Origin of the sequence: Peribacillus sp. NPDC097675, assembly GCF_050277655.1 — a bacterium.
Classification (GTDB): Bacteria; Bacillota; Bacilli; order Bacillales; family DSM-1321; genus Peribacillus.
The window spans coordinates 16572-39802 of record NZ_JBNNSK010000002.1; the positions used below are offsets into that span (position 1 = coordinate 16572).

At 38.1% G+C, this 23231-nt stretch carries 20 protein-coding genes and 2 pseudogenes; 6 read left to right on the top strand and 16 right to left on the bottom strand.

The features are described from left to right. The 7 genes from ACQKL5_RS03365 to ACQKL5_RS03395 form a co-directional block, all read right to left on the bottom strand. On the bottom strand, positions 1–1518 hold the full coding sequence (locus ACQKL5_RS03365) for an FGGY-family carbohydrate kinase (RefSeq protein WP_427606620.1): 1518 nt from the start codon (positions 1516–1518) through the stop codon (positions 1–3). Positions 1519–1791: 273 nt separating this feature from the next. Further along, entirely contained in the window at positions 1792–2586 is a 795-nt protein-coding gene (locus ACQKL5_RS03370; protein ID WP_427606621.1) for a class I fructose-bisphosphate aldolase, read from the bottom strand. Between the two features lie 227 nt (positions 2587–2813). Further along, complete coding sequence (locus tag ACQKL5_RS03375) at positions 2814–4130, bottom strand: MFS transporter (RefSeq protein ID WP_427606622.1); 1317 nt, start codon at positions 4128–4130, stop codon at positions 2814–2816. A 232-nt stretch (positions 4131–4362) separates the two neighbouring features. Then, on the bottom strand, positions 4363–5052 hold the full coding sequence (locus tag ACQKL5_RS03380; protein ID WP_427606623.1) for a GntR family transcriptional regulator: 690 nt from the start codon (positions 5050–5052) through the stop codon (positions 4363–4365). A 439-nt stretch (positions 5053–5491) separates the two neighbouring features. After that, positions 5492–6010: an NUDIX hydrolase gene (locus tag ACQKL5_RS03385; RefSeq protein WP_427606624.1), complete on the bottom strand. Its 519-nt coding sequence runs from the start codon at positions 6008–6010 to the stop codon at positions 5492–5494. Between the two features lie 218 nt (positions 6011–6228). Continuing rightward, positions 6229–7956 (bottom strand): assimilatory sulfite reductase (NADPH) hemoprotein subunit, encoded by a 1728-nt coding sequence (gene cysI, locus ACQKL5_RS03390; protein ID WP_427606625.1) that lies wholly within the window; start codon positions 7954–7956, stop codon positions 6229–6231. A gap of 26 nt (positions 7957–7982) precedes the next feature. Next, positions 7983–9791 carry an assimilatory sulfite reductase (NADPH) flavoprotein subunit gene (locus ACQKL5_RS03395; protein ID WP_427606626.1) on the bottom strand — a complete coding sequence of 603 codons (1809 nt, stop codon included), beginning with the start codon at positions 9789–9791 and terminating at the stop codon, positions 7983–7985. 226 nt (positions 9792–10017) lie between these two features. Between ACQKL5_RS03395 and ACQKL5_RS03400 the strand changes: the two genes are divergently transcribed. Next, positions 10018–10914 carry a LysR family transcriptional regulator gene (locus ACQKL5_RS03400; protein ID WP_427606627.1) on the top strand — a complete coding sequence of 299 codons (897 nt, stop codon included), beginning with the start codon at positions 10018–10020 and terminating at the stop codon, positions 10912–10914. Between the two features lie 247 nt (positions 10915–11161). Here ACQKL5_RS03400 and ACQKL5_RS03405 read toward each other — a convergent pair whose 3' ends face one another. Together ACQKL5_RS03405 and ACQKL5_RS03410 are read right to left on the bottom strand one after the other, a co-directional pair. Continuing rightward, entirely contained in the window at positions 11162–11986 is an 825-nt protein-coding gene (locus ACQKL5_RS03405; protein WP_427606628.1) for a methyl-accepting chemotaxis protein, read from the bottom strand. A 126-nt stretch (positions 11987–12112) separates the two neighbouring features. After that, a complete protein-coding gene (locus ACQKL5_RS03410) occupies positions 12113–13243 on the bottom strand; it encodes an MFS transporter (RefSeq protein ID WP_427606629.1) in 1131 nt (376 codons plus the stop codon). Positions 13244–13866: 623 nt separating this feature from the next. Between ACQKL5_RS03410 and ACQKL5_RS03415 the strand changes: the two are divergent. The 3 genes and pseudogenes from ACQKL5_RS03415 to ACQKL5_RS03425 all read left to right on the top strand — a co-directional run. Next, positions 13867–14193, top strand: a pseudogene (locus tag ACQKL5_RS03415) (CGNR zinc finger domain-containing protein); the annotation flags it as partial. A gap of 57 nt (positions 14194–14250) precedes the next feature. Continuing rightward, positions 14251–14460, top strand: a pseudogene (locus ACQKL5_RS03420) (IS1595 family transposase); the annotation flags it as partial. A 235-nt stretch (positions 14461–14695) separates the two neighbouring features. Further along, positions 14696–15523: an alpha/beta fold hydrolase gene (locus tag ACQKL5_RS03425; RefSeq protein WP_427606630.1), complete on the top strand. Its 828-nt coding sequence runs from the start codon at positions 14696–14698 to the stop codon at positions 15521–15523. Positions 15524–15690: 167 nt separating this feature from the next. Here ACQKL5_RS03425 and ACQKL5_RS03430 read toward each other — a convergent pair whose 3' ends face one another. The 4 genes from ACQKL5_RS03430 to ACQKL5_RS03445 form a co-directional block, all read right to left on the bottom strand. After that, positions 15691–16359 (bottom strand): MOSC domain-containing protein, encoded by a 669-nt coding sequence (locus tag ACQKL5_RS03430; protein WP_427606631.1) that lies wholly within the window; start codon positions 16357–16359, stop codon positions 15691–15693. 77 nt (positions 16360–16436) lie between these two features. After that, on the bottom strand, positions 16437–17117 hold the full coding sequence (locus ACQKL5_RS03435) for a FadR/GntR family transcriptional regulator (RefSeq protein ID WP_427606632.1): 681 nt from the start codon (positions 17115–17117) through the stop codon (positions 16437–16439). A gap of 257 nt (positions 17118–17374) precedes the next feature. After that, the gene (locus tag ACQKL5_RS03440) at positions 17375–17785 is read right to left on the bottom strand and encodes a hypothetical protein (RefSeq protein ID WP_427606633.1); all 411 of its coding nucleotides are present in this window, start codon (positions 17783–17785) and stop codon (positions 17375–17377) included. Positions 17786–18272: 487 nt separating this feature from the next. Continuing rightward, a complete protein-coding gene (locus tag ACQKL5_RS03445) occupies positions 18273–19067 on the bottom strand; it encodes an SDR family NAD(P)-dependent oxidoreductase (protein ID WP_427606634.1) in 795 nt (264 codons plus the stop codon). Positions 19068–19313: 246 nt separating this feature from the next. Between ACQKL5_RS03445 and ACQKL5_RS03450 the strand changes: the two genes are divergently transcribed. Further along, positions 19314–20168 (top strand): helix-turn-helix transcriptional regulator, encoded by an 855-nt coding sequence (locus ACQKL5_RS03450; RefSeq protein WP_427606635.1) that lies wholly within the window; start codon positions 19314–19316, stop codon positions 20166–20168. 393 nt (positions 20169–20561) lie between these two features. Here ACQKL5_RS03450 and ACQKL5_RS03455 read toward each other — a convergent pair whose 3' ends face one another. Continuing rightward, positions 20562–20903, bottom strand: coding sequence for a winged helix-turn-helix transcriptional regulator (locus ACQKL5_RS03455; RefSeq protein ID WP_427606636.1), 342 nt, complete (start codon positions 20901–20903; stop codon positions 20562–20564). 200 nt (positions 20904–21103) lie between these two features. On the opposite strand from ACQKL5_RS03455, the gene ACQKL5_RS03460 reads away from it, so the two are divergent. Beyond that, positions 21104–21886, top strand: a complete 783-nt coding sequence (locus tag ACQKL5_RS03460; RefSeq protein ID WP_427606637.1) for an SDR family NAD(P)-dependent oxidoreductase — start codon at positions 21104–21106, stop codon at positions 21884–21886. Between the two features lie 389 nt (positions 21887–22275). On the opposite strand, the gene ACQKL5_RS03465 is transcribed toward ACQKL5_RS03460, so the two are convergent. Then, positions 22276–22569, bottom strand: a complete 294-nt coding sequence (locus ACQKL5_RS03465) for a DUF2087 domain-containing protein (protein WP_427606638.1) — start codon at positions 22567–22569, stop codon at positions 22276–22278. Between the two features lie 102 nt (positions 22570–22671). Further along, entirely contained in the window at positions 22672–23004 is a 333-nt protein-coding gene (locus ACQKL5_RS03470; RefSeq protein ID WP_427606639.1) for a hypothetical protein, read from the bottom strand. Between the last annotated feature and the right edge of the window lie 227 nt (positions 23005–23231).

Genomic DNA, 23231 nt, shown 5'->3' on the forward strand with positions numbered 1-23231 from the left:
TTAAATTCCTACCTTCCATATTTTTTCCATATAATTAAGTGTTTCTTTATAGCGACTATACTTCTCGGCATATATTTTTCCTTTATTCGGATTCGGTTGTATGATGCGATTGATATTCACCATTTTGATGGCTGCTTCCTTAATAGATTCATAGTGTCCCTTCATTACCGCGGCGCACATGGCAGTACCAAGCGTACCATGCTCTTTCACTTCGACGATTTCAAGTGGAATCTGCAAGGAATCTGCAAACATCTGAAGCCATACACCTGATTTGGTTACTCCACCGGCAATTCGTGAGGAATCTGGTTTATCAGCATACTTAAGCAATCGCTCGATATGGTACATATGGCTAAACACGATTCCTTCATAAACCGCTCTTACGAAATGCTCCTGCTTATGCCAACTATTCATGCCGATAAAACAAGAGGTCGCATTCGGGACCGAGTTTGACCCGAACAGGAAAGGAAAAAAGAGTAGATTACTATCCTCCGGGGCAGTGGAACCTACCATTTCATTGCAACAATCATACACCGACCTACCTTGCTTCTCATATTCAAGCTTCTCCCCGACCATGAACTTATCAATAAACCATTCAAGATTGCTAGCTGATGTTGGGCTTGCTTCCGTAGTGAGCCAGTAGCCAGGCAAACAATAGATTGACGTCATGAATAAATCTTTATCGATGACTGGTTTTTTCGTGATGTATTCATTGATGCTCCATGTTCCAGCGACGATGCATAGCTTATTTTCTTCCACTAGACCCGAGGCTATGGCTGAAGCGGCAATATCGAAAATTCCCCCGGCAATCGGGGTCCCTTCCCTTAGCCCTGTTGCTTCTGCAGCTTCTTTAGTGATGCAGCCACATATGTCAGTCGATTGTTTAAGTGGGGGAAGCTTCTGCATGATATTCCGTAGTCCGAAAAAATTGAGCAATCCTTCATCGAAACATTGATCCCTCACATTCAATAAGCTTGTTCCTGATATATCCGTCAATTCCAAATAAGCTTCGCCCGTCAACTTAAATCGTAGGTAATCCTTAACCGTGAATATATAATCTGCCTGATTAATTACATCTTGATCATGGTCTTGCAACCAAGCCAGCAATGCGACTGGCTGACCCGCCCAAACAGATTGCATCGTCTTTGGAAGCACTTCAGTCTCGAAGCGGGGATCTGCATACCATTCATCTATATACTTCTTCGCGCGGTTATCAGTGGAAATGATCCCGTTATATGGCGACCCGCCCTCTTTCGTTGCTAAATAGAGACCGTTTCCGTGACCAGTAATGGATATACCAACAATTTGCCCTGCATCTATCTTCGATGTTCTCAATACTTCTTTTATTACCGTAACGTTGGCTCCCCAAAGCTCATCAATGTCCCGTTCCGTATGAAATGGCTTTGGCATGATCATCTTTGTCTTTTGCGAGGCAATCTCCACTTCTTTTCCAGTTAGTGTGTAAAGGGCTGCTTTCGTAACTGTGCCACCATTATCAATACCCAGCAAATACTTCTCCATTACCTTTTCCCCCCTTAACCAAAAATAGATGCGATTTTGATAAGTAACCATCTAAATGCATGGAGTCCACGGTCATTAGCGAGTTTAGTAGTCTTGCTCTTTAGGGCCAAAGGAGTCATTGAAATTCCAGTGGCAAGAACGGCTGGAAGGGGCAAAAAAGATTGTTACTGCTATTGGCCAATCAGCATTGCGATTCATAAAATCAAATAGAATCAGGAAGCCATCTCAACTATGTGTCAATTGACGTACTTTCACCTTCAATAATCCACGATTTTAATATGCTCTATACGTTTCATAGGCTTCCTCAGCTGTCCCGTTCTGGTGGATAATTACATTTAATGCAGCTACAACACCAGAAGGATGTCTGTCTTGTGTAATGTTTCGTCCAACCGCTACCCCCTTTGCACCAACGTCCATACAATGCTTGACGAACAAAAAATAATCGAGTATGTGCCTGGTTTTTGGCCCACCCAAGGCCAGCACGGGTCGCTGCGCTCTTTTTACAATTTCAGCATCCCCTGCATCCCCTGTAAAACGGGTCTTGATAATATCCGCACCCAGCTCTGTCCCAAGTCGCGCACCAGCTGCGATCACTTTCGGGCTATTGGACTCCTCACTCGTAACTGCATAGCCAATGGGCAACGACTCACACATAAATGGCATGTTCCAATTATCTGCCTCACGGGCTAATTCCCATGCAATTTGATGGGAAGTTGCTTCGTTAGGGGCACCCGGAAACGTCATAGATATAATCCCATCTGCTCCCATCTTGAGTGCATCCTCAACGGTTACTAATCCCATTGTATTCGGCACACTCGAATCAAATACTCCCGTCGATAAATCTGCACGGATGAGCATTCCTACGCCTGTAAAGGAATTGGCGTAGGTCTTTGCCATGCCATAAGTTACAAGTACTGCATCAAGGCCACTTTCAATCATCTTTGGCAATTCACCAATTGTGTCATCAATGCCCGTGGTATTCGTCGAGAAGTAATGGCCATCAAGTGCCAGTGTGATAGACTTCCCATCTCGTGCAAATATGTTACCCATTCGTCTTGTTTTTGACATGTAATCTCCCCCGTTACTTTATAATAAGAACAAAAAATCCTCACAAATAATTGACAGCCATCTGTCAACATTTGTGGGGATTCGCCTAATCACATACAATTCGGTACTTATATTTTATTATCCGTTTAAAGTTTTCTTACTACAATATATTCACTTTCCTTATACATATGAATTTATTCTACCTCATATAAGAAAATGCCCAAAAAAGGTCTTTCTCAAGAAATAAATTAAGTCAATGTTGTCTTATTAGGTTGAAGTTCCGGGTTTTCACTGTATTCTTCAACCTTCAGGGTTTCGGCATCAAGAAAATCCAAACGACGATTTTTAGTTTCGGGAAATACCCAAGCCCATATAGCCAATAAGAAGAATAAACCGGCTCCGGCTAAGATTATCGGCTCATACCCATACACAGGAAATACTGCTACTGTGATTAGCGGAGGAATTGCTGAAAGACCGCGGCCAATTTGGAGAGCCCATGAAATTCCTGTTGCCCTCACGTCTGTAGGGAAAATTTCACTAAATAATGATCCAAAAACAGAGGCACCATTCGAACCAAAGTATAAAAAGAAAATCGGTACTAAAATCCACAACGAGTTAATTAAACTCGACCATGTAAAATAAAGGGCGATACCGCCAAGGGCCGCAACTAGGCCTAGATAACTTAAAGTTATTTTTCTTCCCCATTTATCTGCTGTGTAACCGGCAATAAAAGATCCCACTAAACCTGCGAATGCAGTGAAGAATAACCACCATCCCGCCGCACCCATTTCGAATCCTTCGTATTTGACTAAATATGTTGGAAGGAAGTTGGTTATGCCATAGTAAGCGAAATATTGCAACACGGCAGCAATCAAAGCGATTGTGAAAGGTTTCCAGAAGCGTCTTAAGCCATACTTTTTTCGCCAATCGACTTTTTCAATAGCTATTTGTTTATTTTGAACTTCTTCCTCCCAAACTTTTGATTCTTTCACACCTTTTCTGAGCCAGAGAGCAAATAAGACTGGGATAGCAGAGATAATGAAAGTCCAACGCCATCCGATTATTGGGAGGACAAATCCACCCATAGTTGCTCCCAAGAAAATCCCCATATAGGCGCCACCATATAGCATACTACTCCAAAATCCACGTTGTTTAGAAGGTACTGATTCACTTACGAGTGCCTGCGCTGCACCGTATTCACCTCCTAAGCCAAATCCAGCAACAGCAGTCCAAACAATCAACCACTCATAATTGAATGAAAAGCCTCGCATCAGTGTCGCTAAACAGAAAATAACTAATGTTGCGATTAAGATTTTTTTACGCCCCACTCTATCTCCTAAATAACCAAAAAAAACACCACCAATTGCAAGGAAAGCAAGTTGAACTGAAAAAACAGACGCGACTTGTCCAGTTGTTAACTGCAAAGCTGTTGCCATTGGAATTACAAGGAAACTTAATACAAATACTTCATAATAATCAAAAATCCATCCAATATAAGCCCCAAAGAAAATTTTATATTTACCTTTATCCATTTTTTCATTTTGTGGCCGAACGCTACTTATCATAATTAAGCCTCCTATGATTGATCATTGTATATATTTGAAAATTCAGTTTATTAAAAGCGTTTTAATTCCTTTTTTTGATACGTATACAGCGGGAACGAAAGAAGGTATGAACTAATAATAAGTGGGTTTTAGCTGTTAGAATCAGATTACTAAGATACTTCATAGTCATTATATATTTGTAATCGTTTACATTTTTCTATCGAGAAGAAACCACTATAAATAGAACCTTTTTTTAGTCTTTATCTTTTTGATCAAGATGAATCTCTATTGATTGGGTTGCTGCATCTAAACTATTTTTGATATGTTCTCTCATTAATAACTCAGCTTGTTCTCCATCTTTTAGCTTGATAATTTTATAAAGTGCTAGATGTTCTTTCGCAGCAGCAAAACTACGAAATTTGTTTGTTTTAGGACCTAGTCCGCGATAACGCATAATATGATCATTCATATTATTCAATACTTTTACAGCTGTTCGATTGCCGCTAACATCGTACAACAAATGGTGTATTTTATCGCCATATAAGATTACTCTTTCACTATCAGATTGCTCAGCAGCTTGAACTAATAAATCCGTATATAATTTCATTTCAGATAATTCACTTTCTGAAATCTTTATTGCGGCTTCTTTTGCGACTAAGCCTTCCAATAAACTACGAACTGTAAAGATTTCTTTTGCTTCTTGGACTGAAACAGGAGCTACTTTAATCCGACCATTAGGGAGGCGTACGATTAATTCTTCCAGCTCAATTCGATGTAAAGCTTCGCGAATAGGTGTACGACTAATTTCAAGTTGTCCTGCTAATGCTTTTTCATTGATTTGTCGGGACGGCTCTAACTTTCCAGAAATGATAAGTTTCTTCAATTCCATATAGACAAAATCTTTTGCTGAGTACCTTTTACTATCTATTGAGGTAAGATCCATGGGTAACCTCCTCTCTGTATTTAGTATAATTGTATACACTTATACCATAATTCAATTAAATATATTTATCCAATTAATGTCAATATTCTACTCGAATCTATTTTAAAAAACGAAGCTATGTAAAGCTGATTACAACGTTATATAATTGGCTGACTATAATAGATTTTAAAAACATATAATTTCCCTTTTGACCGTTGAAAACCTTGTTATTTTAAACAAAAAATAATTGTGCTAAATTAACTGTGAACGAGATAAAGAAAAATGGATCTGTCTAATCATTCCATTTCCTTAAGAATTTCCACAAAATAAAGAGGCAAAAATGTTATATCAACGTTTCTGCCTTTTACTAATTATATAATTCCGTTGCAGTTATCGCTTTAAGGATAGCCCATGTTTTATTTTCAATAACATCTATTGAATTGATTTCTTGCATAATCACTCATAGACGAATAGAGCCATAATGATGTCGACCCTCGAAAAGAAACGAAATGATACTCTCATGATAAGGTATAAATTTCTTTAATTCTATTAGCTTTAAGATTTCCTCTTCAGAAGCCCATTTCGCCGCTTGGACCTCTTCAGTCTGTAATATTAAATCATTCACATGAACGTCATATTCAATCAAATAATAATCATCGAATCCGCGTTCAAAGTTAATAGTAAAGTGTGGCCGTATCTTTTCAAAGTCATAATGAATCCCCAACTCCTCGAATAACTCTCTTGAAGCAGCCTGCTGACTTGTATCTCCTGCAACCGCACTACCGCCACAAGTGATATCCCAAAGGTTTGGCCACCCTTGCTTAAAGGGCTGACGTTGCTGAACCAGCATTTCTCCTTTTGAATTAAATATACATACGTGTACTATTAAATGAAACTCGTCTAGCGTTAGTTCATCTCCACGGGTTATTTGTTTTTCTAATATATTTCGATGCTTATCATATAAATCCCACTTTTCCATTGCTAACTCCTTATGTATATTTTTGAACAAGGTCCCAATAAAAAACCCAAACATCTATATTCGAGTTTGGAGCTTTAAGTCAATCTTTACTTCTACTATAGCCTAAAACTAAAATAGCAATTATCATTCTATCTAATATTCTGGTTTTCCACACCAAATTTTGGACAGAAATCATTCAAAAAAAGAGACAGGTACAAATCCTGTCTCATTTCATCAGATTAAGCGTGAAAATTCATCCCGTCTGTTGTTGCTTTTATGACTCCTGTGCGGACGACAAAGTTTCCAAAGTGTTCACCTTCCTGCCGCTCTTTCGCATAACTAGAAAGAAGTACACGCAACTCACTTAATATTTCTTCTTCGCCAATATTTTCGCGGTACATTTTACTTAGACGGCTGCCATCAAAAGCGGCCCCGAGATACATATTGTATTTGCCTGGCGCTTTTCCGATAAAACCTATTTCCGCGAGGGCCGGACGTGCACAACTGTTAGGACAACCCGTCATACGGATGGTGATTTCTTTATCCCGCAGACCGTTTTCATCAACAATGCTCTCGATTTTCTCAAGTAAATCCGGTAAATAACGCTCAGCTTCTGCCATTGCCAAACCACATGTGGGAAGTGCAACGCATGCAAGTGAACTGCGACGAAGAGCTGAATAATGCTTGCCATCCGTCAAACCGTACAGTTCCATCAATTCATTGATTTCGTTCTTTTTTTGGCTTGTGACGTTGGCAATGATCAAATTTTGATTCGCCGTTAACCGGATATCCCCTGTATGGATTTTAGCGATTTCACGCAAACCAGTCATCAACTTGTAATCATCGAAATCTGCGATCCGACCACTTTGGATAAACAGTGTGTAATGCCATTTGTCTTGCACACCTTTCACCCAGCCATAACGGTCCCCGTTATGGTCGAAATGATATTCTTTCGCTTCATCCAGGCTCCAACCAAGACGGTTTTCCAGTTCAGCTTTTACATTTTCCAAGCCAAGCCGATCCACCGTATACTTGAAGCGGGCATTTTTTCGGACGGAACGATTTCCATAATCCCGTTGAATCGTAATGATCTTTTCCGCTACATCCAGAATTCGGTCTGGTGTGCAAAAGCCGATTACTTTAGCAAGCTGAGGATATGTAGCTGTGTCGCCATGCGTCATTCCCATGCCGCCACCTATCGCAACATTAAAACCAACAAGTTTACTATCCTCAACGATTGCAATGAAGCCTAGGTCTTGTGAATATACATCAATATCATTCGATGGCGGAACAGCGATACCAATTTTGAACTTCCGTGGTAAATAGAGCGGCCCGTACATCGGTTCCACTTCTTCTATTTCCGGTGTTCCGACCACCTTCTCTTCATCAAGCCAAATTTCATGATAGGCCCTTGTTCGGGGCAATAAATAATCACTCAGCCTTTTTGACCATTCATAAACTTCGCCATGAATGTCAGATTGATAGGGGTTGGAGTTGCACATGACATTTCGGTTCACATCACCACATGCAGCAATCGTATCGAGCATGGATGCATGAATATCTTGTATGGTTTTTTTCATATTCCATTTTAAAATACCGTGCATTTGAAACGTCTCGCGTGTAGTCAGCTTTAACGTGCCATTTCCATATTTTTGGGCAAGTTCGTCCATAACAAGCCATTGCGCAGGCTGCGCCACTCCACCGGGCATCCGGACGCGCAGCATGAATTGATAAGCTGGCTCAAGCTTTTGCTTCTGGCGTTCATTACGAAGATCACGGTCATCCTGCAAGTAACTGCCATGATGTTTCATCAAACGGTTATCATCATCCGGAATTCCGGCACTGATCCGGTCTTCCATGACTTCCATGAGCGTACCGCGCAAGTAGTTGCTTCTTTCTTTTATCTCCTCGACGTCACTTGGCGGGCCGTCAGGTGCTTTTAGTATTGATTTTAGAGAATCCACCATATTATTTCTCTCCTTTCGATCCAAACTCAGTATACATCTCGTTGATATCTTTTTTCTTTTTGCATATCGGTAAGATAGACTACCGCTTCCTCACGGCTCATGCTACCTTCTTTCTCGATGATTCCAATAAGGGTTTCATGGACATCATGTGCCATGTTTTTCTCATCTCCGCAAATATAAACGGCTGCACCTTCTTGCAACCAACCATATAATTCAGCACTATGTTCAGTCATCCGGTTCTGCACATATACTTTTTCATCGGTATCACGCGAAAACGCAACATCCATCTTCGTTAACACACCTGACTTCAGCCATTTTTGCCATTCGGTCTGGTAAAGGAAATCCGTCACGAAATGTTGATCTCCGAAAAACATCCACGATTTACCTTGTACGCCCGCTTCCTCACGTTCCTGCATAAACGAGCGGAACGGAGCCACGCCTGTTCCTGGTCCAACCATGATGATTGGTGTAGTAGGGTCACTCGGCAGCTTGAAATTTTGATTTTGTTGAATGTAAATCGGCAAAGTATCGCCAGGTTTTAAACGGTCTGCACATAATATAGAGCAAACACCGTTCCGTTCACGCCCATGTGCATTGTATCTGACTGCTCCTATTGTCAAATGGACTTCATCCGGATTTGCTGATAAAGAGCTCGCAATCGAATAAAGACGGGCCGGCATTTTCCGAAGAGTGGAAACGAACTCTTGTGCCGAATCTCCCCACTTACCGAAATCACGGATTAGATCAAGCAGGTCTCTTCCTTGACGGTATGCTTTTAACTTTTCTTCATTTCCTGGTGATAATAGCTCCCGTAATTTTTCATTACCTGTAAGCTGTGCAGCCTGCTCAAGAAGCAATTTCGTCAATACGGTAATTTCCAAATGAGATGTGAGTGCCTCTTTTAGCGAAAGAACATCTCCCTGTTTATTGACAGTCACCTTTTCTTCAGGCGGCCATTGGATTTCCTCAAGTATAAGATTCACAACAGCAGGATCATTTTCTGGATAGATCCCAAGACTATCCCCAGGTTCGAACGTCAGTCCTGACCCTTCCAGCGATAATTCAAGATGACAAGTTTCTTTATTCGAGCCACGACCATTCAAGTTTAAATTCTCCAGCACTTCTGCTTTAAATGGATTTTCCCTCGAATATACTGATTCACCAGCAACTGATTGCTCAGCAGAAGGGACAATAGTCGCTTCCCCAGCCTCACTTAAGCTCGCAATAACACCTTCTAGCCATTCCGTTGCAGGTTCATCGTAATCCAAATCGCAATCAACGCGCGGATAAAGCCTTGTTCCGCCAAGCTCCTCTAACCGCTCATCAAAATCTTTCCCCGTCTGGCAAAAAAACTCATACGAGCTATCTCCAAGCGACAGAACGGAAAAATGAAAATCATCCAATTTCGGCGCACGTCTTCCATTAATAAATTCATGAAAGGTCAACGCATTATCCGGCGGATCGCCTTCACCATGCGTACTGACAGTAATAAGAAGGTTTTTGACCTTCTTCAAATTGTTCGGCTTAAATTCACTCATGGATGAAGTGACTACCTGAAATCCTCTCTCGTCAAGCTTCTTAGCCGCTTGTTCAGCAAGCCTTTGGGCATTGCCTGTCTGAGATCCGTAGAGAATGGTCACTTCTTTTAATATGGTTTTTTCTTGTTGTTTAACAAGAACTTGCGATGGTGCTTCTGTTAACGGAGAAAAAGACTGGGTCGCAGACAAATAACCGCTCAACCAAACTTTTTGTGTATCTGTCAAATTTGGCAATAGGCGATTAAGTAAATCTGCCTGTTCTTGACTAAACGGACTGTTCATTACCTGAAGTTGCAACGATTTCCACCTCACAAAAGAATAATAACTTCACACTTATGTATAACGAATATTCAAATATTTAATTCTATTATAAAAACATAAAATAACTAAATCGACAATCTACCTTAAAAGACATGCTAATTACAGATATTACTAGTTAAACTTTACCAGATGTAAAATCATTAGTAAAATATATATATATTATTAAATCTATTAGGATTACTTATAATGAGGTGGGATTCTCTTGTATTACGATGCATTAAAAACTTTTGTAACCCTTGTGGAGGTTAAAAACTTCACAAAAACAGCTGACATGCTTCTAATGTCACAACCAAATGTTAGTTTACATATTAAAAAATTAGAGCAAGAATTCCAGACTAAGTTGCTTCTACGATCTCCAAAATATATAAAAATCACCCCAACTGGCGAGATATTATACGAGCGAGCAAAGCAAATGATCACCATTTACGAACAAACAAGACGCGATATCGAAGAACGTCATAACACAATAAAAGGGGAATTAAAAATAGGTGCCAGTTTTACAATTGGTGAGTATATCCTGCCTGCTTTACTCATCGATTTGCAAAAGGACTACCCTGAACTGGTGCTTCAAGTGGTGATCGGCAATACGGAGGAAATTATCCAATCTGTCCGGTTATATAATGTAGATATCGGTTTGATTGAGGGCCAGACCAATGAGAAGGAGCTTTCCGTTCACTCTTTCATGCAAGATGAATTATTTATTGTTTCATCCAATAATCATGAACTCGCCAGAAAAAAAGAGATTACGATTGCCGACTTGCAAAATCAAGCCTGGGTCACTCGAGAAGTGGGGTCGGGTACACGTGAATACCTTAACCATCTTATCCGTTCTAATGGACTGAAAATCAAATCGCTTCTCACCATCAGCAGCAATCAGGGAATTAAGGAAACACTCATAAAAAATGGAATGGGGCTCTCCCTCTTATCCAGTAGTGTCATTGAACGAGATGTGCAACACAAAACACTGTCTATTCTACAGGTGAAAAACGAGACTTTTCCACGAACGCTTTCCTATGTGTATTCACCTATAATGAAAGATAAGAGAAACGTCCAAACCTTCATAAGTGCATTAAAACAAAAATGGCCTACAATTGAATAAACTCGAGGAAAAAAGGATAAAAAATGCTATCCAGATAAACAAATAATGATGAACAACTTACGACCAAGTAACTGACATCATGGAACAAAAGGGCTACCATCCTTCGTAACAGATGGAAGCCCTTCTAAAGTGATAATTCATTACCATTGAAGGAATATTCTTATAAATTATAACAAAATGTTTTGAAAAAAATCCCGAAACACAATTAGACCAGTATTGCTATATTCCTTATTCACTTAATACTCGTTTATTTAGTAACACCTTCAAATTCTCCAATTGTCTTATTGAATATGGTCTGAGTTTCTTTGACTGTGTTTTGTAAATCATCTGTTATTTTGCTAACCTTTCCAACTTCTTTTGTAATATTTTCAACGTTAGAATTAACTTGTTTAATAGCCTCATCAACATTACTAGCCATTTTTCTTACTTCATCAGCTACAACCTTAAATCCTCTTCCTTGTTCTCCTACACGTGCAGCTTCAATGGCTGCATTCAATGCAAGTACATTTGTTTGCGAGGAAATATTGCGTATATTTTTGGCTACATCACTTATCAAATCAGTTTGTTTCTTTAGCGATTCAACTGCTTGTATTTTTTCAGAAGAATTTTCCACCACAATATTTACTAATGCAGCTGGCATTTCTTTCAATTGAGAAATGATTTTTATCGTGTTATTTTCACGTTCAGTGATATCAGTGGCGATTTTAAGAACATATCCAACTTTACCTTCATCATTTAAAATTGGAATATACGTAGCTTCAAACCAAAATAAACTTCCGGTTTTACCAACCCGCTGAATTTTTTCCTGAAACTTTTTTCCTTTTGCGAGATTATCCCATAACTTATTATATTCACTGCTATTTCTAAATTCTTCTGTACAAAACTGTTCATGGAACATATTTTTCATTTCATTGACTGTATATCCCAAAGTCTTCGCAAAATTTTCATTTACCCAAATCACTTCTCTATTTAAATTAAATTCTATCATAGATAAATTAAACTCTAATGCTGCTAAAACGGAAGTTTCATCTAATATTTGAGTACTTTTATTATTTTGTAAAGACTGGTTCATGTATAAAAACTCCCTTTTATTATGACTAATTTCTATTTTAATATATATTTGGTATCTACATCCACCACGAACTCTCTGTACTATATATAACTTACACAATTGAGTGAAAATATGGATGTAGAATTTTCAGGGTGTGGGTACATGTTTACTCTCTGTCGGCACAAATAAACCAACGAGTCCTAAAATAGAAAACAAAATAAAAGCTAACGGATAAGATGTCATTTCTATTGTTTTCCCTGCTAAGAAAGAACCGAGGGACTGACCAATACCTAAAGATAAAAACGATAAACTAACACCTATTGCTGGTGATTTTTCAAAGATTCTTGTTGCCCACACAATATACAAACCAGTAATAAGTATATACGTAACTCCAAATAACCCTGCAGATATATAAACAAATACCTCAGCTGAAATGTTTAACATTGCGATTGATCCTAACAATACTAAAAGGATTAAACGATAAGACCATCCTAGACCAATTCTCTGTATTAAACCTCCTGCCACTCCTCCTACGATACCTGCCGCTCCCATGACAATCCAAAATACAACACTTTCTTTAGTCGTCATATCATACTCTGTTGTTATAAAACTTCTTGAGAACGTCCAGAAAATAGAAGAACATATACCTATTATCAGGGAAGCTGTTATTAAGAACTTTGCTCTTTTTATTACTGATAACCAGTTTGTGTTATCATAAGAGTCCTCTTTTTGATCTTTATTAGATGGAATAATAAAATAATTCCAAATGAGGACTATACCTGCGATAAATGAAAAAAAGAAAAATGACAGTCGCCATTGGTCCGTGAACAATAATACGATGGGTCCCGTTAAAATCACCCCAAAACTTGTCCCACTATTTATCCAGGTATTTGCCTGGTCAAGCTTTTCTCTTGTAAACATATTTGTTGCCATTTGACTAAGAGCTGGAGATGCTAATCCACTACCTATGCCTGCTACAAATACAGCAATCACCAAATAAACGAATGAATTTGCAGTAGCTATACCTAATAACCCTATTACAGCAGTAAGACCTGCTAAATTATTCACCTTACGTTGTCCTAACTTTCTAATTAAGAACGATGAAATAAATAAAGCAAGTGAATAGGAAACGTACCCTGTAGAACCAACAAAGCCACCATCACTTTCACTTAATCCAAGCGCATTGGATATATCGGGAAGAAACAATCCAAAACTAAGTCGGGCAAGAGCATATGTTACAGCAATCATAGCTATACTTGGAAGCACTATTCTCAACATTTCAAAATCACCTATTTTTTGGTTTAATGGATTGCTTATCTTTGAATGAACCTATTCTTTAGACCTGATCACACGAAAAGAGATTCCATACGGAAAAATATTCCAATTGAAGATGTTCTCAAGGCTTTAAAGGTCACTAAAATACCAAAATTCGCTACTAGGTCTAGATTATCACAATAAAGACTTTATTGTTACAAAAACGGAGTAGATGAATGTACTGAACAAATAACAAAAACGTGTACCCCCATGTTACCCAAGAAAAAAAGAAGCTTCCCAAAAGTATGATTAACTCATGAGCAACTTTTTTTAATATCTGCAATGTTAGCAAACTGTTAATAGTCCACTCTCATTTCCCTTCCAAATTCATAGCAAAGGTTCCAAGCCAATGATATATGGTTCAAAGACAATCAATATTACGTTAAACGTTCTCTTAAAAATTGTTTTGTCAAAAAAGCACTGGTGTCCAACTCTTCTTCTAAAGGAAAATGTCCCTGGACGATAAATCAAACGCTTTTCAATGGTTGGAGGAAAGTCTGTTGCGTGAGTCTGATGCTCTGGCTTTAAAGACCAAAGACTTGCTGGATTCGTTAATAGGTGAGCTTCATATGCTGCGTCATCTTAGTATGCTGATTTTGTCTGATTTAGAGCAAAAAGGGAGACTCTCACTAAGCACTTTGGATCAACTTGAAAGGTTCGTTTGTAAGGTTAATGTAAGCCTGACTTTACTCCCCAAGAATGAAACGTTAAAATTGGTCGCCGAAGGCATAACGGCTATCGGTCACATCCTATACAGTATTAATGACTCAATTACACACACACTGGAAAACACCTCAATCAATCGCATTAGGAAATGCGAGCATCAAGAGTGCAAACTCTACTTTGTAGCTACATCAAAATCAGGAAAAAGACGTTGGTGTAGCATGAAGTTATGCGGAAATCTCAATAAGGCGGCTGAGTATTATTTTTGTAATGCCTTTCTGCACAATCTTTCTTGTGGATTAGGAAAAAAACACGTCAACGCCTATCACACTCAACTCAAGAAATTTATGCAAAGGTTTCAAGGTGTGGCCACCAAGTACTTGGATAACTATCTTTTCTGGTACAAATATATTAACCAATCAAAATCTATAGCTAAATCTGAACGGGTAAAACAGCTACTCTTAGGTTCTTGCCGGAACTCAAAGCATTCTACAGTTGAAATGTTAAGGTCAGCATAAAAAAAATCTGCTCAAATGGTTTCTTTGGTGTGCCAAAATTTTGAAATAAGCCGACCAATAAGCAAATATGGCAGGAGAATTATGTTAAAATTAGGATAATAAAAAAAATTTTGTTCAACTAACGAAGGCGGTTAGTGTAATAAGATTCTCTGTATGCATATAATTTATCGGCAATTTCCTATATGTCTAAAAAGTTCTTTTTCATTTGGTGAAATCGAAAATAGGGGGGCAGTTAGTGAATCCTTTTGTAGAAGTATTGGGTAAGGGTAATGAAACAGCAGTTTTCTTACCTGGCACTGGATGGGCAGGGGATTTTGGAATGCCTATCGCAGAATCATTAGTTGAAAAATTCAATATTCATTTGTTGGATTTGCCTGGAATCGGTAGAAGCGAAGGGCTTGATGGAGTAGTAAAAATGAGTGATGCAGCAAAATGGTTAAATGATTACTTGGAAGAAAAACAAATAGATAAAATCACAATAATTGGTCACTCTTTAGGAGGAGGTATTGGATTATCCTTTGCCTATTTTTATCCCGAAAAGGTAAATAAACTGATTTTACTTGATATTGACTTTGCTAAAATTGAACGATTTCCTGTTCAGATGTTTGGGTCAGTTGGGTATTTTCTCCCTGGAATTAGTATTTTACATAGAATTTTGGGACAAAAATTTCTAGGTGAAGAAAAAGAACAAAATACAGATAAAATCTCAAAACAAAAAACCGAGGAAGAAATTAATACGTTGATCAAAAATTTGGAACTTGTAGACACTGAATTTGTAAGAAAAGCAATTGAAAATCAGCAAGAAACTACATTAAGAGGTATTAGTCTTCTTTTGGCACTATATCGTTGCAATATGCCAAGAATGCTAAGTCAGGTTAAAGTGCCCTGCCTCGTCCTTTATGGGAATCGTTATAACAAACCTCTAAAACTTCAAAATAAAATACATCGTCAAGTTACTCGAATTAGAAAGTCTAATATTATCATTAAAGAACTAAATGGTGGTCACTACGCCCATTTGACCGATATTCGAGCAATCAGTTACATAAAATCCTTTCTACAATAAAGTATATATTAATAGTGTGTGAAGAGATCTACTTATACTAACGGGTGATTTAGCGGATTAAGCAGATCCTTATATAATAAAGAAAACTCGCAAATTTCTATTGCGAGTTTTTTTTGATCCATTATGAAATAGCAACAATATTTACGAAAACAGCCATTCAAAAAGAACTATTCCCATCGATTTGTTGATTTAGATAGAAATTGTTTTAATAAAATAGCACGCAGATTTTCTGATAAAGCATCAACCGATAAAACTTTTTCTAGTTTCTCTTTATTAAATCTGTCAAAAAATTTTATATCATTAACTAATGATACAGAAACCTGTTGAGGATGTTCTTCAAGAAGCACTAGGTCATCGTTTGGTGTTACCATCCCCTCCTTCAATACTCTTAAAAGGAACCCTGTATAGCCAGTATCTCTCATTCGAATAACCATATTGGGTACTTCATATTTTGCAGCAAGTTTATAGCAAGGATTTCGGGGTTCGGAGACCTGAATTACTGCTTCACCAAAAGTAAAAATATCTCCAATATGAGCATTATCTTCTTTTAATCCTTCAACTGTTAAGTTCTCGCCGAACAAGGCTATATTACTAAAATTATTTAAAATATCACTCCAATAGGAGTAGTAATCATAAGGATATAAACATAGAGCTTTATCCTCTCCACCGTGATGTTCATAAGCTTGTTCATCACTCATAAATCCTGTTTTACTTAAAAAAATGGGTTCTAGGACAGATTTCTTTCTGATAGCTGATTCGAATGTTCTTTTGCCGTAGGTTAGTGTTTCGATTTTCCCCACATTTAATGATTTGACTTGATATTTTTGATTTTTCATTTTAAAACCTCCATATATAATAAAAATTCAATCATATATATTCAGCATATCATCAGATGTTTAAGGTTAAATGGAGATTATTTCAACTCCAAATTATCTATCGCAAATTTTTCTGCCTCTTTTGCATTTTGATTTAAGATTGAATTAAATAACTGTACGTGAATATTAGTATTGTCATTATAATTATTGGTTTTGAGAATAAGCCCACTCAAAATAGTTCGTAGTTTGGGAGTAATGGTTTGGTACAACTCATATAAAACATCGTTTTTACTTGCTTTGGCAATAGCCAGATGAAACTGAATATCTGAATCAATATATTCCGAATAATTCCCTAAATGAAGTGCCTGGTTCCTTTTATCCAAGCAGCCCTTCATTTTAAGTAAATCTTCGTTTGAACGTCTTTGGACTGCTAATTTTACCACTTCTAAATCCAGCATTCGCCTTACTTCGTAAATATCCTCAATTGTTGCTTCATTCAGTTTTTGTTCAAAATTATTTGAAGAAAGATGAAGAGAACGAATATAAGTGCCATCTCCCTGCCTTACTTCAAGAACACCAGCATAAACCAATATTTTAATTACTTCACGCAGTGTCGAACGACCAATGCCTAATTCCTCCATCAATTGGGGTTCTGTTGGAATTTTATCATCAATTTTATATTTCCCTGAAAGTAAATAATTTTTTAATTGCTCTAAAACCTCATCAACAAGTTTTCGATGTTGAACTTTTGATAAAGACCCTTTATTTTCTAAATTCATCTGCTCATCTCCTGTTTATATTTTAACTAAGAGGAGAATAGTTGTAAACTCTCCTCTCAGTTAAATTACAAGAAAAAGAAAAGCCGTCATTTCTGACATCTTGAGATTATTAATAATTGTCTTTGAGAATTTTTCTTAATATACTAACCTGCTCCGTTAGTTGAATAAGATAAGGTATCTAGAGCAGCTATCTCTGCGAACAGAGCCTAAAAAAAAAGACCGCCAATTGGCAGTCTTTTTAGACACTAACACTTGCGCTAGTTCATGAAAACTATATCTAATTTTCCTTTTACTTTACCAGAAGAGTATCCATCTATCACATCAACATAAAATTTACCTGGTTTCATACCAGTGAATAACGTCTTACCACCTGCTAAGCTCTGATAGACTGTGGTGTTTCCCGTTTTAGCATTGACGAGGCGAACCTGTATCTTACTATAATCAGTTAATTTCTTACTTCCAGTAGAGGTCTTTAAATAGATCGGGGAAACTAGTTCTATTTGTATGTCACTTCCTTTGTTAGGATTATAAATTTCACCATCCCATTTTCCATCTTCTGTTTGAAAAGAATAACGTGGAACACTTGCTTGAGCAGTAGAAGAACCCACTACCAATCCACCAACCAGAACGAACAGAACGGTACTAACGATTACAAATAAACGTTTCATTCCATCACCTCCTTTACCATTTAATACCACTGACATTATCCCAATAAACATAATTTTAAATTAATTACATAACTTCTTGTTTTCAAACAACTATTGGTTCCGTCACCACAAGTTCTAATAACTTCAGTTAGGTGGTAATTTCATCGTGAATTATCCTTGTTGAGCTATCCTGCCCCGATAGTTAACTAAGAACTTACATTATCCATTTTTTTTAAGAAATGATAGACACTTAAGTCATGTGGGGAACCCTAATGCAAACGCCTATACGTGTGAATAGAAAATAACTTCCTCTAAAAGCCTTTCTATATTATAGGGGACCTCATGTGTCAATAATGAGAAAGACCACAACAGCGTCTCTACATTAAAATCATCTGGAGTCGAGTAAAAAGCATACCTAAAATCATAAATTTTTGGACTGTTTAAAGGCATATACTAAATTATGAACATGAACATCAGCATCTCAAAGAAGGTGTTGCATTCTTCTCCCCTATCTTTTTGGCTTTGACATGCTTTCCATGATCAGAGCTACCCTGCGTCTGCTGAAAATTCGGATCATTTGAGCCATAAGGTAATTGTTACGGCCATCGATGATATAGCTGCGTCCCTGGTCAATCCCGCGGATTCCGGCCTGTACAACCTTCTCCGGGGTCGAGAGCTTTTGACCCGCTCCCATCTCATCACTGCCAACCGCATCAAAGAACCCAGTCTCTGTTGCACCTGGGCACAATGCGAGCACGCGTACGCCTCGCCCGTGCGTTTCCGCCCATAGCGCCTCCGAGAAGGACAATACAAACGCTTTGGTAGCCCCGTAAACTGTAGAATAAGCACATGGCATAAACGCGGCCATCGAAGCCACATTAACGATTACTCCGTCCTCTCGCCTCAGCATATTAGGCAGCAACCGATGCGTAAGATCGACTAACGATGCCGTGTTCAGCATAATCTCTTCCTGCTCACGCTCTGGATCTAATTCTTCGAAACGACCATAAGTGCCAACGCCTGCGTTGTTGATGAGAATATCGACCGACAAACCCAGTTCAGAAATTTGTTCAGCCAGTTGACGCGGGGCGTTCGCTTTGGATAAATCACAAGCCAACACATATGCCTTCACTCCATACTGGCGGTTCATTTCCTCAGCCATTGCATCGAGTTTGTCCTTGGAGCGCGCTACCAGAACGACATGACAACCTCGTGCCGCCAGTTCTTTAGCGTACGCCTTCCCTATTCCGGATGAAGCACCGGTGACTACAGCTAGCTTGTTTCTATAAGCATACTTGTTCACGAAACAAAACCTCCTATCGACATCTCTTCTCTGTCGTAATACCTTAATCATACTGTCGGTAGAGGTTGTTAACCACATCATATCTATACTATTAGCGGGATTAACAGGCATCCATTCTCCGTGGAGGTTATGTCCTGTTGCAACGGACACTTTAACAAGATATAATGTTCGTGCACAAGTATATTTTGGTTAATTTTGTTAGTTTCGATTTGTATTCTCACATAGGATTAATGGGAGGTCATACATGTGAAAACGAATCATTCCTCATCCGCATTGGGTGAATTCATTAAATCACGCAGGGAACGATTGCACCCTTCAATGGTGGGGATAAAGCCTCTTCCCGGACGAAGACGCACCCCGGGGCTTCGAAGAGAAGAGGTCTCCTATCTCGCTAATTTAAGCATGACTTACTATACTTGGCTGGAGCAAGGCAGAGAGGTTAATCCGTCTCCGGAAGTATTGCTAAATATCAGTAACGCGCTGAGGTTGGATGAAGACGAGAAAAAGCATCTATTTGATTTGGCAAATGTAGACCCGGCGAGTGCAGGTGCAGTGCTAAATAGTGAAAAATCAGATAGCGAATTTTTGCAAAAAATCGTTGATCAACTGCATTATCCATCTTTTGTCACAGACGAAGGAACAGACGTTATCGCCTGGAACCGGGCAGCTGAACTGATTATAGCCGATTTTGGTAGTCTGCCGCTATGTGAACGGAATATGATGAACATTATGTTCTTTAATTCAGATTACCGACAAAGACTGGTAGATTGGGAGGGGTATGCCCGGTACATGACGGCGATGGTGCGAGCAAACATAGACCGTTATAAGGATAATCCATTGTATATGGAACGGTTCGAACGTTTGAGGCTGGAAAGTGAGGAGTTTGTGCATTTCTGGGATCTCTATGAAATCAAGCAAAAGCGGGTCGCAACTGCTTTATTTCGTCTTCCAGACTCACAGGAGATGGAGTTCGTGATTCATTCCGCTTCTGTAGTCGATAACGATCCAGGCCTGCACTGGTGTTTCTACGTCCCGGTACCTGGATCAGGGACCGACGAGAGTTTATTGCGTCTACTGGAGCAAGACAATAAGCGACATTAGTATTCAAGCTCGCAATGATTAGTTACCGTTTCAGCTTGTCCACTTGAAAAAAATCCTTAAAAATAACTAGTTTAATTGATTCTGATATCGTCATCTTTAATTATGTAACTTACTCTTCAGATTAAAATCTTGAATTCCTTTCTGTGGTTTCATGATTGTAGAAGCCCCTATATTCTTGACATAGCAAAGAAGCTTCTCAAAAGTTCGCTGAACTCATGAGAAGCCTCCGTTAAAATCCTCAACGTTATAGCATTCCCCTCTCATCTTACTCTAAAGCCCAGTCATATCAGGGGACATCACTCCTAGGATTTGAATAAATACACCCAATCATTCAAAAAAGTAGTGAACGCAACAGACCGGCTATGAAGCGTATTGAGGCCCGACTAGCTTCAGTTATCCTTCAACACTCTTGCAATCATCAATATACTTGCTTCCCCATTCCGTCAGCTCATTAATCGTGGGATAGAGCTTTTTCCCCAAATCGGTTAATGAGTATTCCACTTTTGGAGGAACCTGATTATAGACCTCACGATGAATAAGTTTAAAATTTTCCAGTTGCCTCAGTTGTTTAGTCAGTGATGAGTGCGTTAAGCCGTCAAATTTCCGTAATAGTTCGTTAAATCGTATGGGACCGTCCTTTAGGTGAAATATAATTATAAGAGACCATTTACCAGACAATACCTTCTGAGCTGTAGTGAACGGGCAATTTAAATCAGCACTTGTTAATTCAATCATGAAACTTCACCTCCTCCTTTGCTCTAAGTCAATATACCTCTATAAGAAAACCCAAAAAACAAACTTGCTTTTAAACTGTTGTACTTCCTTCTTGATATACCATTTGATCGTAATGATACTTAAATATCGTACTATTCAAAATTATTATAATCTTTTAGTATTGATTATGCATTCAATTTATCTTTAAAGGAGTAGATGATATGTCGGCAAACGAAGGAAAATTCAATGGCAAGGTTGCTTTGGTGACAGGGGCAAGTCGTGGTATAGGTGCTGAAATAGCAAAAAAATTAGCTGAGGGCGGAGCGGAATTTGTAGGCGTTCATTACGCCAATAATAAGGGTGCTGCTTTAAAGGTTGTTGATGATATTAAGTCCTTGGGTTCAAAAGCCGTGGCATTGCAAGCAGACTTAACTACGGGTATTTCAGGTGTAAAAAGGCTATGGACCGCATTTGAAGAGGCAACTCGCTTGGAATTGGGGACAGTGCACTTGGACATCTTAATTAATAACGCAGGCATTTCACCAGCCATTCCATTTGAAGAAACGTCAATTGAAACGTTTGAAGATGTTATTAATGTTAACCTAAAAGCTCCATACTTCATTACTCAAGCAGCTAGTCCGTTTATTAGGAACGGAGGACGAATCATTAACATTTCTACTGGCTTTACTCGTATTGCTGGACCTACACATACCATTTATTCGGCTTCCAAGGGAGCTATTGACACCCTTACTTTGGCCTTAGCTCCACATTTTGCTTCAAAAGGCATTACGGTTAATGCAGTAGCTCCGGGAATTACGGATACTGATATGAACGAAGATATGCTTGCGACCCCAGAAGGACGTGCTGGAGCAGAGGCACTTTCTGCATTCTCGAGAGTGGGTACGACTGAAGATGTTGCTGATATCGTTGTATTTGTAGCATCTGAGGAAGCGCGTTGGATTACTGGGCAAGTTATTGATGCCTCTGGAGGAAGCAGACTTTAATAGCAAAATGAAGTAAACTGGCGAAAAAGCTTTCAAAAATTAGAATAATGGTGAAATTCTAAGTATGTTAATTATAGACGGAAAACCAAACGAAGTTATAGAAAGCTTTGCCTATGATCCATTTTAAATAACTATGAAGAAAGACCTTCATTTTTTTGGAGTTTACTTATATTAGACTATATTAAAGGTAATAATATGGCACAAAAAAATGAGCTGGAAAATGTATTTCCAAGCTCATTTCTTTGAAGCCCATTTTCAATTATATACTTTTTAGTTTAGCAAGAAGCCTGAACTCTTATATGGCGTTCTCTCTTTACTTACTATCGGATAAATAAACCCTCCTATTATAACTGACGAATCTACTAATACCTTATATGTTATTATTCTAATTAATTTTTTATCCAGTATTCGGTACAGTCCTTATTTCGCTCCATTAATTTATAATCAATTAAGGCCCTTCTGATGGTTGCAAAATCATTAAATATCATTTTTAATATTTCGTTAATTTCTTTTTCACTGTATACTCTACTCGGTTCAAAATGTTTAATAATATTTTGTAGAACTATTAGTTTTCTTTTTTCTTTTCTTGGAAAAGTATCTAAGTTACTATCCATTCCATTTTTAAAATAAGAGGACAGGACCTTATGCTTTTCTTCTTCTGTCGTTGAATATCGTACATTCACCATTTTGGCCCCCTTAACGTAAGTGCTTTATTCATAAAAAAAGGTAACAGATATCACCCTGCCTGCCTTAACATCTTCTAGTTAAATTAGTCGTCATAATTCTCAAATTTCAATTGAATTCCCTTTTCTTACAGCTTTAACTATGACTTCATAATCCTCCATACCATGCTTCTCGGCGATAAGTGCCAAAGAATAGGCCAATTCATTCCTTTTTTCTTCCTTTAATGGTACGTGTACTTTAATCGTTTTGTTATGAGGATTGACTCCTAGTGCAATAATATAATAATCATTTAACACTTCATTACTTTCTTCCATAAATGCCCTACTTTGTTCTGCTTTTTTTTGGTTATCCAAGTAATCAAAAGCTACATAAAGAATAAACAGGGCAACTAGTACACTTAACCATATAAAAACTCGTTTTGTTAATTTATTCACCTTATATCTCCTGTCCACCTTGTTTTCTTTTAACTACAACATACCTCTTTCTAAATTATCCATTACGAGAACTATTTGGTATTAAGGAAAGGTCTTAATAATTCATTCTTAATGAAGAGTATCTTCCGGATACGACACCAAAAAAGATAATGAGTGCCATATATGAATCATTAGTTATCCAAATATACTGCCTGTATCTTTGATTACCAAGTAATCATCGATACAGG

Coding starts and splice junctions, on each gene's coding strand:
- ACQKL5_RS03405 (WP_427606628.1), bottom strand. CDS start 11,986: ATGAACCAGTCTTTACAAAATAATAAAAGTACTCAAATATTAGATGAA.
- ACQKL5_RS03410 (WP_427606629.1), bottom strand. CDS start 13,243: ATGTTGAGAATAGTGCTTCCAAGTATAGCTATGATTGCTGTAACATAT.
- cysI (WP_427606625.1), bottom strand. CDS start 7,956: ATGGTGGATTCTCTAAAATCAATACTAAAAGCACCTGACGGCCCGCCA.
- ACQKL5_RS03365 (WP_427606620.1), bottom strand. CDS start 1,518: ATGGAGAAGTATTTGCTGGGTATTGATAATGGTGGCACAGTTACGAAA.
- ACQKL5_RS03460 (WP_427606637.1), top strand. CDS start 21,104: ATGTCGGCAAACGAAGGAAAATTCAATGGCAAGGTTGCTTTGGTGACA.
- ACQKL5_RS03375 (WP_427606622.1), bottom strand. CDS start 4,130: ATGATAAGTAGCGTTCGGCCACAAAATGAAAAAATGGATAAAGGTAAA.
- ACQKL5_RS03370 (WP_427606621.1), bottom strand. CDS start 2,586: ATGTCAAAAACAAGACGAATGGGTAACATATTTGCACGAGATGGGAAG.
- ACQKL5_RS03440 (WP_427606633.1), bottom strand. CDS start 17,785: ATGAAACGTTTATTTGTAATCGTTAGTACCGTTCTGTTCGTTCTGGTT.
- ACQKL5_RS03430 (WP_427606631.1), bottom strand. CDS start 16,359: ATGAAAAATCAAAAATATCAAGTCAAATCATTAAATGTGGGGAAAATC.
- ACQKL5_RS03380 (WP_427606623.1), bottom strand. CDS start 5,052: ATGGATCTTACCTCAATAGATAGTAAAAGGTACTCAGCAAAAGATTTT.
- ACQKL5_RS03385 (WP_427606624.1), bottom strand. CDS start 6,010: ATGGAAAAGTGGGATTTATATGATAAGCATCGAAATATATTAGAAAAA.
- ACQKL5_RS03435 (WP_427606632.1), bottom strand. CDS start 17,117: ATGAATTTAGAAAATAAAGGGTCTTTATCAAAAGTTCAACATCGAAAA.
- ACQKL5_RS03455 (WP_427606636.1), bottom strand. CDS start 20,903: ATGATTGAATTAACAAGTGCTGATTTAAATTGCCCGTTCACTACAGCT.